14 protein-coding genes are annotated in these 14,506 nt (G+C 58.7%); 12 read left to right on the forward strand and 2 right to left on the reverse strand.

Annotated elements, in window-relative coordinates; all coding sequences use genetic code 11:
• The first annotated feature begins 7 nt into the window (after nucleotides 1-7).
• From ACTJLB_RS26910 to ACTJLB_RS26940, 7 genes are all read left to right on the forward strand, one after another.
• Entirely contained in the window at nucleotides 8-829 is an 822-nt protein-coding gene (locus tag ACTJLB_RS26910) for an enoyl-CoA hydratase-related protein (protein ID WP_440785084.1), read from the forward strand.
• A gap of 63 nt (nucleotides 830-892) precedes the next feature.
• Nucleotides 893-2,266: an MFS transporter gene (locus ACTJLB_RS26915; protein ID WP_440785085.1), complete on the forward strand. Its 1,374-nt coding sequence runs from the start codon at nucleotides 893-895 to the stop codon at nucleotides 2,264-2,266.
• 236 nt (nucleotides 2,267-2,502) lie between these two features.
• The gene (locus ACTJLB_RS26920) at nucleotides 2,503-3,315 is read left to right on the forward strand and encodes a GNAT family N-acetyltransferase (protein ID WP_440785087.1); all 813 of its coding nucleotides are present in this window, start codon (nucleotides 2,503-2,505) and stop codon (nucleotides 3,313-3,315) included.
• A 343-nt stretch (nucleotides 3,316-3,658) separates the two neighbouring features.
• Nucleotides 3,659-4,048: a VOC family protein gene (locus ACTJLB_RS26925; protein WP_440785089.1), complete on the forward strand. Its 390-nt coding sequence runs from the start codon at nucleotides 3,659-3,661 to the stop codon at nucleotides 4,046-4,048.
• Nucleotides 4,049-4,082: 34 nt separating this feature from the next.
• A complete protein-coding gene (locus ACTJLB_RS26930; RefSeq protein WP_440785090.1) occupies nucleotides 4,083-4,598 on the forward strand; it encodes a GNAT family N-acetyltransferase in 516 nt (171 codons plus the stop codon).
• A 562-nt stretch (nucleotides 4,599-5,160) separates the two neighbouring features.
• Entirely contained in the window at nucleotides 5,161-5,700 is a 540-nt protein-coding gene (locus ACTJLB_RS26935; protein WP_440785091.1) for a GNAT family N-acetyltransferase, read from the forward strand.
• Between the two features lie 39 nt (nucleotides 5,701-5,739).
• Nucleotides 5,740-6,132, forward strand: coding sequence for a hypothetical protein (locus ACTJLB_RS26940; RefSeq protein ID WP_440785092.1), 393 nt, complete (start codon nucleotides 5,740-5,742; stop codon nucleotides 6,130-6,132).
• Nucleotides 6,133-6,604: 472 nt separating this feature from the next.
• On the opposite strand, the gene ACTJLB_RS26945 is transcribed toward ACTJLB_RS26940, so the two are convergent.
• Both ACTJLB_RS26945 and ACTJLB_RS26950 read right to left on the reverse strand, forming a co-directional pair.
• The gene (locus ACTJLB_RS26945; protein WP_440785093.1) at nucleotides 6,605-7,609 is read right to left on the reverse strand and encodes a Gfo/Idh/MocA family protein; all 1,005 of its coding nucleotides are present in this window, start codon (nucleotides 7,607-7,609) and stop codon (nucleotides 6,605-6,607) included.
• 136 nt (nucleotides 7,610-7,745) lie between these two features.
• Nucleotides 7,746-8,933 carry a porin gene (locus ACTJLB_RS26950; RefSeq protein WP_440785094.1) on the reverse strand — a complete coding sequence of 396 codons (1,188 nt, stop codon included), beginning with the start codon at nucleotides 8,931-8,933 and terminating at the stop codon, nucleotides 7,746-7,748.
• 280 nt (nucleotides 8,934-9,213) lie between these two features.
• Here ACTJLB_RS26950 and ACTJLB_RS26955 point away from each other — a divergent pair, with 280 nt between their 5' ends.
• The 5 genes from ACTJLB_RS26955 to ACTJLB_RS26975 are packed head-to-tail and all read left to right on the forward strand — an operon-like array spanning nucleotide 9,214 to nucleotide 14,485.
• Nucleotides 9,214-10,815, forward strand: coding sequence for an acyl CoA:acetate/3-ketoacid CoA transferase (locus tag ACTJLB_RS26955; RefSeq protein ID WP_440785096.1), 1,602 nt, complete (start codon nucleotides 9,214-9,216; stop codon nucleotides 10,813-10,815).
• A 22-nt stretch (nucleotides 10,816-10,837) separates the two neighbouring features.
• Nucleotides 10,838-12,160: an MFS transporter gene (locus tag ACTJLB_RS26960; RefSeq protein ID WP_310067018.1), complete on the forward strand. Its 1,323-nt coding sequence runs from the start codon at nucleotides 10,838-10,840 to the stop codon at nucleotides 12,158-12,160.
• On the forward strand, nucleotides 12,147-12,818 hold the full coding sequence (locus ACTJLB_RS26965; protein ID WP_027804555.1) for a DUF4286 family protein: 672 nt from the start codon (nucleotides 12,147-12,149) through the stop codon (nucleotides 12,816-12,818). The genes ACTJLB_RS26960 and ACTJLB_RS26965 overlap by 14 nt, the downstream gene beginning before the upstream one ends.
• Before the next feature lie 21 nt (nucleotides 12,819-12,839).
• Complete coding sequence (locus ACTJLB_RS26970; protein ID WP_440785097.1) at nucleotides 12,840-13,676, forward strand: fumarylacetoacetate hydrolase family protein; 837 nt, start codon at nucleotides 12,840-12,842, stop codon at nucleotides 13,674-13,676.
• A complete protein-coding gene (locus ACTJLB_RS26975) occupies nucleotides 13,673-14,485 on the forward strand; it encodes a shikimate dehydrogenase family protein (protein WP_440785098.1) in 813 nt (270 codons plus the stop codon). The genes ACTJLB_RS26970 and ACTJLB_RS26975 overlap by 4 nt, the downstream gene beginning before the upstream one ends.
• The last annotated feature ends 21 nt before the right edge of the window (nucleotides 14,486-14,506 follow it).

Consider the following 14,506-nt stretch of genomic DNA (forward strand, 5'->3'; position numbering starts at 1 on the left):
CTTCTTCGTGTCAACTCATGCAAATCATGCCGGTTCACTGGTCGAATCGTCCGTCGATGACGGTGTGCTCACGCTCACGCTCAACAGCCCGAGCGATGGCAACGCGCTGAACGTCGCGATGACGGAGGCGCTGTCGGACGTGCTCGAACAGATCAATGACCGGCCCGACGTGCACTGCTTGCTGCTGCGTTCGTCGTCGCCGCACTTCTGCACGGGCGGCAATGTGAAGGACATGCAAAGCGGCACCGATCTCATGAGCGGCAGTGTCGAGGATGTACGCGAGCGCCTGCATCGCAGCCTCCACAGAATCACGCGCGCATTGAGCGGTCTCGATGTGCCTTCCGTGTGCGCGGTGAATGGCGCCGCAGTCGGAGCTGGATGCGATCTTGCGCTGATGTGCGATATCCGCGTGGCGAGCACAAAAGCTGTGTTCGCCGAGAGTTTCTTGCGGCTCGGACTGGTGTCGGGCATCGGCGGATCGTGGTTCCTCGTGCGGAGCGTGGGCTATTCGAAGGCGCTGGAATTGACGCTGACCAGCGAGTTCATCGATGCTGAAGCGGCGCTGGGTCTCGGCATCGTTTCGAAGGTGGTGCCGGAGGACGAGCTCGACATCGACGCACGGTCGCTGGCGAAGCGCATCGCGCAAAACCCGCCGACGGCGCTGCGCATGGCGAAGCGGCTCGTGCGCGAAGCGGCCGATGCATCGCTTTCGACGACGCTCGAAATGGCGGCAAGCATGCAAGCCATTCTATTGTGCGGCCGCGAGCACAAAGAAGCTGTTGGCCGGTTTCTGGAGCGGCAGGCGGAGAAGAAGCGCACACACATGTGATGCGCGATACGGCCACCGCGTCGATCGCGCGGGGCCTTACAAACTGAATCACAGGAGACGACCATGTCCACCACTTCCGGAGCCCGCGATCCGCAGCCCGGCATGCTGCGAATCATCGCGACATCGAGCATCGGCACCATGCTCGAGTACTACGATTTCTTCGTGTATGTCGCGCTGACATCGACTTTGACGCACTTGTTTCTCCCATCGACGGACCGGACCGTCGCCACAATGGCTGGCGTTGCCACCTTCGGCATCGCGTATGTAGCGCGGCCGTTGGGCACGATCATCTTCAGCCCGATGGCCGACCGCATTGGACGCAAGAAGACGTTCGTCATCACGCTCGCGATCATGGGCATCGCGACAGTGGGCATCGGCTGTCTGCCGACCTACGCGATGGCCGGCTTGCTCGCGCCGATAGGACTGGTCACGCTACGCGTGGTGCAGGGCATCGCGCTCGGCGGCGAATACGGCTCTGCCGTCGTCTACGTGATGGAGCATGCGCCCGCGGGCCGAAAAGGTATGGCGACGAGCGTGCTTCAAAGTACCGCGAGCCTCGGACTGTTGTTGGCGCTGGCGATCGTGTCGGCGCTGAAGTTCGCGCTCGATGCATCGGCATTCGAATCCTGGGGCTGGCGCGTCCCGTTCCTGATCTCGGCGCCGATCGTCGCGGTGGCGACGTGGATCCGGCTCGGCATGACGGAGACGCCTGTGTTCGCCGAGATGAAGCAGGCGGGCCGTCTGTCGAAATCGCCGCTGCAGGACACCTTGTCGAGCGCGACGTCGTGGAAAGCGATCCTTGTCGCGATGTTCGGCGCGCAAGGCGGAACGTCGGTGTCGCTCTATACGTCGATCGTGTATATGCTTTACTTCCTGCAGAACGTGTTGAAGGTCGAACCTTCGCGCGCGAACCTGTGTCTCGGGATTGCTATCGTCGTGGCCGCGCCGCTTTATCCGGTGTTCGGCCGTCTATCCGATGCGATCGGCCGCTCGCGTGTGATGCTGATCGGCATCGTGCTGTGGATACTTGCGGCGTATCCGGCTTTCGCGGGCATCAGGACGAATGCGCTTGCGGGCGGCTGGGCCATGGTGACGCTGCTCGTCGCGTTGCTGGCCGTCCTGACGGCGATGATTATGGCGCCGCTGCCGGCGTTCATCGCCGAATGCTTTCCGCCGCAAAGCAGAACCACGGGCTTCGGATTGTCGCAACAGCTCGGCAATGTGTTGTTTGGCGGCTTCCTTCCGCTGATCAGTCTCTCGCTCGTCAATCTGACGGGCAACCCGCTTGCGGGCGTCGCGTATTCGATCGTGTCGCTGTTGCCCTGTCTCGCTGTCACGTACTTCTGGGGACTGCGGCAGGATCGGCTGATCCGGCAGCGCAGTCACGAAGTCCAGTGTGCGAGCCGTGCGAACGCGGGCCAGTTACCGGTGCGCTGAGTCAGCCATGGCATGAGTCCCGGCATTGTGATGCTGCGCCTCGCTGGGATGTCTTGTGAGTCGGCAAAGATCGACTAATTTCGGCCGGTCGACACGACCGGCTGGATCGCTGACAATCGCATCTTATGCGGCTGGATTTCGACGAGGCCGCCAACACGTTCTGATCCAATTGGCTAAACGATCAATCCGCATAAAATCGAAGGAACGAATTCCGTTCGTTGTTAACGATGCTAGAAATGCGACACTTTGCCGGTAACCTTGGTCTCGCTACTGACCTATTGCTGCACAGCGATATCGGGGTGGTCGAGTCACGGGATGACTATATCGTCGTCCGCACACCGGACGCGCCCGAATACTTTTTCGGCAACATGCTTGTTCTGCGGCAGCGACCCTCAGCAAGTGACCTGGAATTGCTGGAGCATGACTTCGGCGACCTCGTTGGGACACCACCGCTGATTGCACACCGGACGTTTATGTGGCCGGAAAGCGCCAACAGCGAAGTGACCTTCGACGCATTCGTGGAACAAGGTTACGACGCGACTGTCTACCGGGTGCTGGTGGCCCATCCGGATGAGATCATTCCGGTTGCGACCAACCCATTGGTCAACGTGCGACCTTTTACCATGCAGCGCGACTGGGACGATTGGTCCCGAATGCAACTCGCCCACACGCCAAAGCCAACGAGCATTAGCTCACAACGTTACATGGCGCATCAACAGAGGGCTTACAGGAGCCTGATTGAACGTGGTCGCGGAAACTGGTGGGGAGCCTTTATCGATAATGAGCAGGTAGGAAGCCTTGGCCTGTTCTTTCTTGACGGCATTGGGCGTTTCCAGTCCGTTATTACAGGGGCACAGCATCGAAACCGGAATGTTTGCAAAACCTTGGTGACCGAGGTTATCAGGCGGGCCGCCGGACGGTCTGACCGGCTCGTCATGGTCGCAGACGAAAGCAGCCATGCCGGAGCAATATACAAGGCGATGGGTTTTCGGCAACAAGGGCGATTAGCCAGCTTGTGTCAGGAACCGGGCAATGCAACAGCGCGTTGAGTCGATCCAGATTAATTGTAGGCCCGACGGTACCTGGTAAAGTTTGACCATTAACAAAGCCATAGAATTCGCGACACGTAACCACATTGAATGGATCGACCTGTCTGTGTTCAGCGATAACCACGCTGCGATCAGCCTTTATCGATACTTTGGGTTTGTTGAAATTGGACGGCGCGATGACAGATTTCGTATTTCCGGGCGCTCAGTCGACGACATTACCATGACCCTGCGAATTAAGAGCTAGGGTAACCGACTGGCTTCGGGCCAACTCCGGCCGCTCGCTCGCCTGGTATCGCAAGCCGATGTTTGATACCTTTGCAACCATATTCATAAGGCCTGTTCGATGAAGATGCATCTCAGAGTCGCTCGGCCCGTTCGCGATCTAGTCCGTACCGAACGCATGTATTGCGTAGGGCTTGACCTGGCCGTGCTCGCGAGGTTTCAGGACCATCAGGGCTTCGACGGAGTGATGCTTGGAAGTCCCGGCATGGACTATCATTTTGAGTTCACCCATTGCGGCGAACACCCCGTGCTGCCTCGACCAACGATTGAGGACTTGCTCGTGTTTTACGTACCGGATCGACAAGATTGGAGTGCAATGGGCAATCGTCTTGTCGAAAATGGATTTGTTCGCGTAAAGTCGTTCAATCCAGATTGGGACGTGTCGGGACGGACATTCGAGGATGCCGACGGCTATCGGCTCGTCTTGCAAAACGCGGCGTGGAGCGTCTGATGCCCTTATCGTATTTCTCCCCCAAGAGTTGACGATGACCAACCCGATAAGCTATCGACGTGCAACCATCGAAGACGTTTTGACAATCTGCGAATTGGGTCAAATTCTGAATGCGAGCCATCACTCAGCACGCCCTGACATCTACGCAGATGCCACCACAGAGTTCAGCCGCGACGAGCCGCACTGGCTTTCCAGCCTCCAGGGAGAAGATCGAGCGACGTTCCTTGCAGAGCTTGGTAGCAAAACTGTCGGCTTCATTACGATTCAGGTGGTGAAGCCGATGAGCCCGCTGTTGCAGCCGATGGTCGTTGGGCGTATCGGGTCCGTCGCAGTTTCAGAACAAATCAGAGGACGCGGGGTCGGCAGTTCTCTTATCAAGCTCGCCGAAGAGTGGGCGCGGAAGCAGGGTGCCACTGACATCAGACTAGCCGTTTGGGAGTTCAACCAACAGGCGGTCAGCCTGTACCGGGAACTTGGCTATGAGGTTCGCGCCTTTGAAATGGGAAAGCGGGTTCGGACTGCGGAGATAGAAAGTTCGGAATTGGGGTGAACTGCTCACATGCCGGCACAAGTTTCAGGCGTGCCGTTGACATTGCACGCGGTAGTGCATCGATGTGAACGCTCGTCACATTGTCCTCCCATTGAAAGGGCGGAGAAGTATGGTTAATCAGAAACTTTTCGTCAACAATTCGACCGGAGTCCGCTACAGAAAAAGCCACGATGCACACCTGGTGCGATCGCCGCGCACGACTGTGGGGTAGGTGCGGCCGTCTCTGAGGCATTGGCGTCGGCCGTTCACATTGGTGAGAATCGGCGATCCCCGTTGACTGTGGTCTTTTAGAGATGCAATATGTTTGCATGAACTCCGACACGCTCAAAACGATGATGTGCACCATGACGCCCGGCGGCGAGTCGTGGGAATCGTGACGTTCTTACATCACATATAGACTTCCTCAACGGCCCCGCCAGTCATGACGGGGCCGAGTCTTTTTAGTCGCTCCGAATGCCATTGGCGCAGATAGGAGTGATTGCATGCATTACACAATACGTGGTGCCGTCTATCAGGGCTATGCCCGCATGTCCACTCGTTTGTTCGAGCCGAGGGGCGTGGCATGCTGACGATACGAAAAGCGAATCGCCATGACGTCTGCGACGCTTGGGATATCCGCAAAACCTCGGTGCATGCCGCGTGCGCCGAGTATTACCCCGAGGCGACCCTTTCTGAATGGGTCGATGGCACGCCCACCGATAAATGGGCTAGCGTTGTCGAAAACGACTTTTACGTTGCCATCGATGAAGAACTAGTCGTTGGCACAGGAATGCTTACGGTCGGAAACGGGCAAATCGATGCAATCTTTGTGAGACCGTCTCATATGGGACTCGGCATTGGGCGCAAGATGCTGCAATTTCTCGAGGGGTTGGCCGGCGTTCATGGCCTTGCCGCAATGCGTCTCGATGCAACGCTGAACGCAGCGGCGTTCTATCGCCGTTGTGGTTGGGCGGGAGATTCCATATCGACCTACCGTAGCTCGCGTGGACTGGAACTGGCTTGCGTGCCAATGACAAAGCATCTGACCGTTAGAGCGTCGGTTGCTACGTCCGACGATATTCGGCTAGTTCAGGACATTCGACACAAGTCCGAAGATGGTTAACAATTCCCGCCGTTGAACTAACAAAATCCAAAGTGACCGATGTCGCAGGAACTTAGAATCCCAGCAGGAATCAAGAATGAGCAGCTTTGGCGCAAGCATTGTCGAAAGATTCGCGCCAGAGCAGCCGATTTTCTTGAAGGTCGTCTAGGTCTCATTGAAACTGCGAGGGCCATGTTGCCATTAGCACGATGGACCAAGGTTGATGGAGAGCCGGAATTTCAATTGTTCCGTGCGATTGCATCGGAGACTGGCGATCTTCCCGTTGGCGACGTTAGAGCCTATTGGGCACCTGAAGCGCTGGAGCGAGAGGATGTTCGTATCCAGGCAGCTGAAGCGTTCTGGAATGATAGAGCTCGGTACGCTGCCGCGCGAGTGGTGGAACGCTACCAATGGACGATCGGTCGGACAAACCCTTCGTCCGGCGCCGAGTGACACACAGACGGTCGCGCAATGCAGCGAGAGGACACACCGCTGGACGGTGACGGTTTGCTCCCTCTGAAGCAGGCGACGCTCAACTAGAAGGGGCGGTCAACCGAAACCGCTGCGGTGCGCGATAGCCAAGTTTGTCGGAGCGACCGTCGAAGCCGATCTTGAATGCATGGACATCGTAGGGGAGAACGCAATGGCCGATGTATGACCCAGTGGGCTGCGTTAACTGACAGACGATGCGATTCCCTTTGGCGAATGCCGTATGAGAGGCAGACAGGCCGACAACAGCCAGCCCGGGGAGTAGGGTGCTTCGGCGAATGTCCGTCATTTTCTTCTTTTCTCCCTCCGGTTCTCCGACGATTATCATACCGTCCGCGTGACGTTCTCAAGTTGTCAGTACTTTGCGAAAGGCACTTCCAATGCCTCGACAGCGTGCGTCGCTCCCAACATGATCTGCTCGCGCTCGCGTGATTTTTTACTGTAATAAAGCGTCAAGCTGACTTTGAACAATAAGCGAGCGTTCCAGCGGATACGCCACCGGTGTGCCAGTCTCAACGGACTTTTCAAAATCAAGCAACATCCGTTCATACTGTTCTTGCGTTCTACCGTAATGTTCGATGTGTAGCTGATCGGCTCCATCGATATGCTTTATCACGCTCGCGTCGTGGTAGTTATTTGTGGTGAATGGTGCTGTCATTTCGATCCAGCCTTTCTCTCCATGGAAGAGCATCGACTGCCTCCGGCCCATTAGCGTGCTACAGAACGACCGAAGCTTGAAGTCGCCGAAATCAATAACACAGTCCGAAGCGATATCGGTTCCTGACGTCGCACTGAAGCTCAAATCGCCTTGTGCTCCGACTGGATCCCGACCGGTTGCGAATGCTGTCCCCACGATTGGGTACATGCCGACATCGCGGAGACTTCCACCGCCAAGCGACAGGTTATTGCGAATCGATGCAGGGTCCGCGCGAAAGTATGTGAAGGCGCCTCCAACCTGCCGAATATCACCGATCTCACCAGAGCAGATTGCTTTACGAACGCTCTCCCACTGCGGGTGATGGACGATCATGATTGCCTCCGCGCAGACCAGGCCGCTGCGATCACGTTCTTCAATCAGCCGCCGTACCTCTGAGGCATTCATGCAGATCGGCTTTTCGCAAAGAACATGTTTTCCAGCCTGAAGTGCTGCAACGGTCCACGGGAAATGCAACGCGTTTGGAACCGGGACATACACTGCGTCCACCTCAGGATGCGAAAGGACGTCTTCATATTTCGCGGTCACGTGATCGACCGCATGCTTACGAGCAAGAAGCGAGGCTTTTTCAATGTCTCTGCTAGCGACAATGGTGATGCGACTGCCAATCCGCTGGATCGAGGGCATGATCACCGAATCCGCAATCGTGGCTGCACCGAGTATGCCCCACCGAAGACCGAGCCTTTGATTGCGTTGTCCAACATGGTCGATTGTTTGCATCATCATTCAATGGGAGATAAACATTCTGGAATCGGAACTCGCTGAGCCACTGCATCGTTTGCTTTGATGTGAGCCGAATCATCGTCGCGGTTTTCCGCGGCGGCACCAGCGACGGCGCGACGGCGTACTGATGCGACGATGATCAGAATCGATGCCGCATCGCAAGCCTGACCGCGACCTGGTGCGGCGTCGATGAGTCGCCCAGGTTGCCGATGTTCGCGACCGCAGCGCCTCCGGTCGACGATACGCCGGACGCCTTCTGAACAGACGCTTCCGCGTAGAAGTCGGTTCGTCTCGACACGAAATAGTCCGCAAGCGCCGCCAACTGATTGAAATGCTGGTTTCCGACGGTGCCGCCCGCACCGTTGTCGACCGCGTTGCCCTTTGTGTACGTGTAGCCAAGTCCAGCGGAGAAAGCGGGGGTGAACTGATATTTGATGCCCGCTTCAGCAGTGTTGAACTTCGCGCTGTTGCCCCGGAGTGCCGTAATGTTCCCGTACTCGACATTCGAGTAGCCAATATTCATGATCGCGTTGCCGATCCTGTATGTCGCGCCTGCGGCGATGACCTGGTACGACGTCGCGCTCACATAACCGCTGTTCAGCACACCGCTCAACTGAGTCGCGCCATTCGGATTTCCGGTGAAGAAGCCGGTACTGCCTGTTGCGCCGGTCGGATTCTTGAAGTACTCGTAGGCTGCGCCGAGCGCGAGCGGGCCGTTCGTGTACGCGACACCCGCGTTGTATCCGCTGCCCGCAGTGATGTTGCCCGCCTGTCCCCCAAGGCTCAATTCGCCACCGAAGGTCAGGCCACGATAGTTGGCGCTGGCATAGCGGATCGTATTGTTCAGACGCAGGGAGTTGTTCGTGTTGTCGAGGTCGCCGGGATGAGCGAAGGCGGCGCTGCCGAGGTAGCCAAGCGTTGTCACGGGCTGCACGTACCAGAAGATCGAGTCGTATTGACGGCCGAGCGTTATAGCGCCGAGCGTAGCACTGGAAATTCCAACGAAGGCTTGCCGGCCGAACTCCGCACCGCCTTGTCCGAGCGCGCCATTGTTCAGGTTCACACCCGACTCCAGGGTAAAGATAGCGGCCAGTCCCCCACCCAGACCTTCCGCTCCTCTTAAGCCCCAGCGGCTGCCGTTGATGCCATTCGTCGAGTCGAGCGTCCATTGCCGTCCACCGACGTTGTGGCCATTCACCACGTTCTTGTTGTTGTTGACGAACTGCAGTCCTTCGTCGATCACCCCATACAGCGTCACCGAGCTTTGCGCATGTGCGTAAGACGCGCACAGCAACGTCAAGGCAGCGGTCATCGCGTGCTTTTTCATGTCTCTCCAACTCCTGACTGTGGTTGTCGCGAGGTGAGGTGTCCGGCTCAAAACGCAAATGTGGTTCAGCGTCGGCAAAAAACTGGAAAACTCTTCCAGAAAAAATTTCCAATAATTATAGGGCGGTCTACGGACCGGAAAGCAAGCGGATTTTTGCCAGGGTTTGTCCGGACCGTGTTGCCCCGGTCTAAACGCGTCGAAACGTTGACGAATCCCATTCCCTGTCGTAACCTGAAAAAACTTTCTGGAAAACATTTCCAACATTAGAGCGGAGACGAGCATGCAGCTGGGTACGGCGGATCAGGCCGCACGATTGATTGGCGATGGCGACACGGTATTGATCACGGGCTCCGGCTCGGGCATGGCGGTTCCCGAGGCACTGCTCGCAGCAATCGAGCGACGCTTCAAGGAAGAGGGGGCACCGCGCAAGATCACGGCGATTCACCCGGTGGGTCTCGGTAATCGCGGGGATGAGCTGGGTGCGAGTCACTTCGCGCATGAGGGGCTGCTCAAGCGCGTGGTGTGCGGGACTATCGTTGACGCACCGCCGATCGCGAAACTGGCCATGGCCAATCGCATCGAGGCGTACACGTTGCCGCAGGGCGTGCTCTCGCAACTGGTCCGCGAAATCGCGGGTGGGCGGCCGGGTCTGACAACCCATGTCGGCTTGAATACATTCGTCGATCCGCGTCATCAGGGCGGCAAACAAAGTTCGATTGCAACTGAAGACCTGGTCGAGCTGGTCGAACGCGATGGGCGCGAGTGGCTGTTCTACAAGTCGTTCAGACCGGATGTGGCGTTGCTGCGCGGCACGACTGCCGACGAGGACGGCAACATTTCGCACGAACACGAGGCAATCTTTGGCGAAATGCTGTCGATGGCGCAAGCGGTGCGGCGCTGCGGCGGCGTGGTGATCGTGCAGGTCAAGCGGCTTGCGAAGCGCGGCATGCTGCCCGCGAAAAGCGTGAAGATTCCCGGCAATCTGGTGGATTTCGTCGTCGTCGAACCGAACCAGATGCAGACATACCAGACTTTTTACGACCCCTCCTTCGCCGGCGAACTGAAGACGCCGCTCACAACGTTCCCTGAGCTACCGCTCGACGAACGCGGCGTAATCGCGCGGCGCGCCGCACTGGAATTGCGGCGCGGCGCCGTCTGCAATATCGGCTCGGGCGTGTGTACGGGGATCGGTCTGGTTGCCGCGCGCGAAGACGTTCTGGATCTCGTCACGCTGACCAACGAACAGGGCCTGACGGGTGGTGCGCCTGCAAACGGACTCGACGCGGGCGCGGCACGCAACTATGCGGCAATCGTCGATCAACCGTATCAATTCGACTTCTATGACGGCGGTGGCATCGACATCGCATTCCTGTCCTGCGTCGAAATCGACCATACCGGTAACGTCAATATCACGCGTTTCGCCGATCGCCTCGTCGGTGTCGGCGGCTTCATCAACATTAGCCAGAACGCCAAGAAGATGGTGTTCGGCGGCTCGTTCACCGCGGGCGGTCTGAAGGTTGCGGTCGAGAGCGGCGAATTGAGGATCGTCGCGGAAGGGCGTCATTCGAAGTTCGTCGAGTCGCTCGCGCAGATATCGTTCAGTTCGAAGAACGCGCGAGAGGGTGGGCAGACTGTGCTCTACGTCACCGAACGGGCCGTCTTTTCGCTCTCGAGCGATGGCTTGACGCTGATTGAAATTGCACCGGGTATCGACCTGCAAAAAGATGTGCTCGACCGAATTCCGTTCGAGATCGACGTGTCGCCCGATCTGAAAACGATGCCCGCTGAAGTCTTTTCCGATCGCTCGCTCGGTTTGCAGGCGCGGCTCCAAAACGAGCCGTTGCCGATGCACCCGAAAGTCAAAGCGTTGCTGAACCACTAATAGACAAATCAAGGAGACAAACGTGAACCAACCGGCAACGGCGCCCGCAAAGCGGCGCTGGTATCAGGAAATCAATCGCGCGCAATGGCTGACGCTCGCGGGCGCGTGGTGCCTTTGGGCGCTCGACGCCGTCGACTTTCTGCTGATCACTTTCGTGCTGATCGACATCGCGAAAACCTTCGATGTCACGTTGCACACTGCGTCGCTGCTGATTCTCGCGACCTTTGGCGTGCGCTGGCTCGGCGGTATGCTGTTCGGCAATCTGAGCGATCGTATCGGCCGCAAGATTCCCATGCTGATCGCGCTCGTGTGGTTCACGGCGGGCGCAGCGTTCACCGGCCTCGCGTGGAGTTTCACGGCGGTGTTCGCGTTCCGGCTGTTACTCGGTTTCGGCATGGCACCGATCCTTACGCTCGGTTCGACGATGATCGCCGAGGTCTGGCCGGAAAAATATCGCGCGATCGGTATCGGCATTCTCGACACGGGTTGGGGTTTTGGCAGCGTGCTCGCGGCGACGCTTTACGGTTTGATCTATCCGCACTTCGGCTGGCGTCCTCTGTTTTTTGCGGGAATCATTCCGGGCCTGCTCGTGGGATTGTATATCTGGCGTTTCGTGCCGGAATCGCCGGTGTGGCTGAAGGCGCGCGAGAAAGGTCTCGTGTCGAAGCGCAAATCGCCCGCCGCAACGCTGTTTCGCGAGCATCTCAAGCTCGTGCTCGTGCTGAGCCTCGTGCAATTCCTGCTGCAATTCGGCTCGTGGCCGCTGCAGGGTCTGCTCGCGACGTATCTGCGCGAACTGCATATGCCGCCGGCGTCGGTGAGCATGATCACCAGCGCGGGTGCGGTCGGACAGATCTGCGGGTTCTTCTGTTCGGGCTTTATCGCCGAACGCGTCGGCCGCAAGAATGCAATTGCGATGATGCTCGCGATCGGCTGCTGTTGCGTGTTCGCGCTCGTGAATCTCGCGCCAGTCTCGATCGCGCTCGGCTGCACGTTCGCGTTCCTGTCGGGCTTCTGGATTGTCGGCGCGTCCGGCATTTATCCGACGATCCTCGCCGAGAATCTGCCGTCGAACGTGCGCGCAACCGGCGTGGGGCTGATGTACAACATCGGCGTGATCGGCGGGGGCATTGCGCCGTTCATCGTGCTGGCCTCGCTCGACTATTTCAAGGTTGCGTTGCCGAAAGGGATGTTCTTCTACACGCTGCTCGGCGATGTGCTGGGCGTACTGATTATCTATCTGGCAACCCGTGAAACACGCGGCATCCCGATCGAACATGCGGGCGCGCAAGACGACGAGTCCGCGCAATCACAACAGGAGGGCATTCGTCGTGATGCTTGGTAACGCAGCGCTCGCATTCTGGAACGGCATCGCACCGGGTGGCGACGCGGAATTTCTCGCATGGCATGTGTCGGAACATATCCCCGAGCGTGTCGGTCTGCCGGGTTTTCTGCGCGGCCGCCGCTACGTCGCGAGTCGCGGCTCGCCTCGTTATTTCAACTTCTACGAAACCGAGTCGCTCGGGGTGCTCGAATCGCCGGTCTATCGGGACCGGCTCGATCATCCGACGCCGTGGACCGCCAGGGTAGTCGCCACTTTCGTCGACACGTCGCGAACAATGTGCCGCGTCGCGCACACACGAGGTATCGGCGAGGGCGCGTGGATGCAGACAATCCGCTTTGCGTTTCCGTCTGTCGCGCGTGATAAGGCGATCAGCACGCTGATTCGGATACTCGACGATTTGCCGGCACGTACCGCCCTGGTCGGCGCGCATCTGCTCGACGGCGTGCAGCGCGAAACGAAGCCGACGCGCGAGCTCGAATTGCGCGGCACGCCCGATGCACAGATCGACGGTGTACTGCTGATCGAAGCCGCTGACGAAGCGACACTCGATTCACTCGCCGAACGTGAACTGGCCGACGATTCATTGCGACAAGCCGGCGTCGGCGCGATCGCTCGCGGCAACTATCAACTGCAATACAGCCTCAGCGCCTCGCGCTGATGTTCAACACAAGGAAATCGCATGAAACTGTTTCGTTTTGGTCCCGTAGGTGCGGAAAAACCCGGTGTCGTCGACAGGAACGGAACGCATCGGGATCTGTCTGCCGTGATCGCCGACATCGATCCCGCAACGATCGCGGCCGGCCTCGAAAGCAGGCTCGCCAACGTCGATCTGACCACGCTGCCTGAAGTACCGAAGGGCACACGTTTCGGTCCGTGCATTGCGCAGCCTGGCAACTTTCTGGCGATCGGTCTTAACTACGTCGAGCATGCGAAAGAGACCAATGCACCGCTGCCGGAGGAACCGATTCTCTTCAATAAGGCGCCAAGCTGTATCGTCGGTCCGGACGACGACATCGTCTTGCCGCGTGGCTCTGAAAAAACCGATTGGGAAGTCGAACTCGCCTTTGTGATCGGCAAACGTGCGCATTACGTCAGCGAGGCTGACGCGCTATCGTACGTGTTCGGTTATTGCGTGTGCAACGACGTTTCGGAGCGCGCATTCCAGCTCGAACGCGGCGGCCAGTGGGTGAAGGGAAAATGCGCACCGTCGTTCGGTCCGATCGGTCCGTATCTCGTCACTGCCGAAGAAATCCCCGATCCGCAGAAACTGCCGCTCTGGCTCGAGGTGAACGGTGAGCGCGTGCAGAACAGCGACACGAGCGACATGATCTTTTCGATCCGTACCATCGTGTCGTACGTGAGCCAGTTCGTCGTGTTGATGCCGGGCGATCTCATTACGACGGGCACGCCGCCCGGCGTTGGCCTCGGCATGAAACCGGAGCGCTATCTGAAGCGTGGCGACACGGTTCGCCTGAGCGTCGAAGGGCTGGGCACGCAGACCCAGCGCGTCGTATGAACACGGCCTCCTTCATCCCGGTGACCGGCGCGACGGCGCTGTACGCGATCGTCGGCGATCCGGTTTCGCAGGTGCGTTCGCCGCAGGTAGTCAATGCGCTGTTCGCGCAGGCGCAGATCGACGCGCTGCTAATACCGATGCACGTTTCGCGCGACCGCTTTGGTGAGACGATGCGCTCGCTGATGGCGATCGGTAATCTGCGCGGTATCGTCATCACTGTGCCGTTCAAGGTCGATGCGATGTCGCTCGTCAGCCATGTGTTGCCTGGCGCGCAAGCGGCGGGCGCATTGAACGCGATGCGCCGCCTGCCCGATAATCGATGGGAAGGCGACATGTTCGACGGCGCCGGGCTTGTGCGCGCGCTCGATGATGCCGGTCATCCGCCTGCCGGCAAGCGCGTGCTGCTGGTCGGTGCGGGCGGCGCCGGACGCGCGATCGCAATCGCACTCGCGCAAAGCGGCGTGCGCGAGATAGCGCTGAGCGATATCGACGGCGAACGCGTCCGGCAGGTCGTTGAGGCGGTGGCAAACGCCGCACCGTCGTGCGTATGTCGAGCGTCCGAACCGACCTTCGACGGCCACGACCTCGTTGTCAACGCGACGCCGCTCGGAATGAAGCCTGACGACGCATTACCCGTCGACATCGCGGGTATGAACGCGCAGCATGTGCTTTTCGACATCGTGCCGAAACCCGACGTGACCGCGCTGATGCGCGCCGCGCAATCGCAAGGCGTGACGACGATTGGCGGCAAGCGCATGATTGAAGGGCAGGCTCGCGCGCTGGCCGGATTTTTTGGGCATCGTGTATAAACGCGGTCCGGTGCGAACCAT

Source organism: Paraburkholderia sp. 22098, from assembly GCF_052045935.1.
Classification (GTDB): Bacteria; Pseudomonadota; Gammaproteobacteria; order Burkholderiales; family Burkholderiaceae; genus Paraburkholderia; species Paraburkholderia caledonica.

What these genes read in the sequence shown, in the direction of transcription:
- ACTJLB_RS26915 (WP_440785085.1), top strand. Translation starts at nt 893, where the DNA reads ATGTCCACCACTTCCGGAGCCCGCGATCCGCAGCCCGGCATGCTGCGA.
- ACTJLB_RS26920 (WP_440785087.1), top strand. Translation starts at nt 2,503, where the DNA reads ATGCGACACTTTGCCGGTAACCTTGGTCTCGCTACTGACCTATTGCTG.
- ACTJLB_RS26925 (WP_440785089.1), top strand. Translation starts at nt 3,659, where the DNA reads ATGAAGATGCATCTCAGAGTCGCTCGGCCCGTTCGCGATCTAGTCCGT.
- ACTJLB_RS26930 (WP_440785090.1), top strand. Translation starts at nt 4,083, where the DNA reads ATGACCAACCCGATAAGCTATCGACGTGCAACCATCGAAGACGTTTTG.
- ACTJLB_RS26935 (WP_440785091.1), top strand. Translation starts at nt 5,161, where the DNA reads ATGCTGACGATACGAAAAGCGAATCGCCATGACGTCTGCGACGCTTGG.
- ACTJLB_RS26940 (WP_440785092.1), top strand. Translation starts at nt 5,740, where the DNA reads ATGTCGCAGGAACTTAGAATCCCAGCAGGAATCAAGAATGAGCAGCTT.
- ACTJLB_RS26945 (WP_440785093.1), bottom strand. Translation starts at nt 7,609, where the DNA reads ATGATGATGCAAACAATCGACCATGTTGGACAACGCAATCAAAGGCTC.
- ACTJLB_RS26950 (WP_440785094.1), bottom strand. Translation starts at nt 8,933, where the DNA reads ATGAAAAAGCACGCGATGACCGCTGCCTTGACGTTGCTGTGCGCGTCT.
- ACTJLB_RS26955 (WP_440785096.1), top strand. Translation starts at nt 9,214, where the DNA reads ATGCAGCTGGGTACGGCGGATCAGGCCGCACGATTGATTGGCGATGGC.
- ACTJLB_RS26970 (WP_440785097.1), top strand. Translation starts at nt 12,840, where the DNA reads ATGAAACTGTTTCGTTTTGGTCCCGTAGGTGCGGAAAAACCCGGTGTC.
- ACTJLB_RS26975 (WP_440785098.1), top strand. Translation starts at nt 13,673, where the DNA reads ATGAACACGGCCTCCTTCATCCCGGTGACCGGCGCGACGGCGCTGTAC.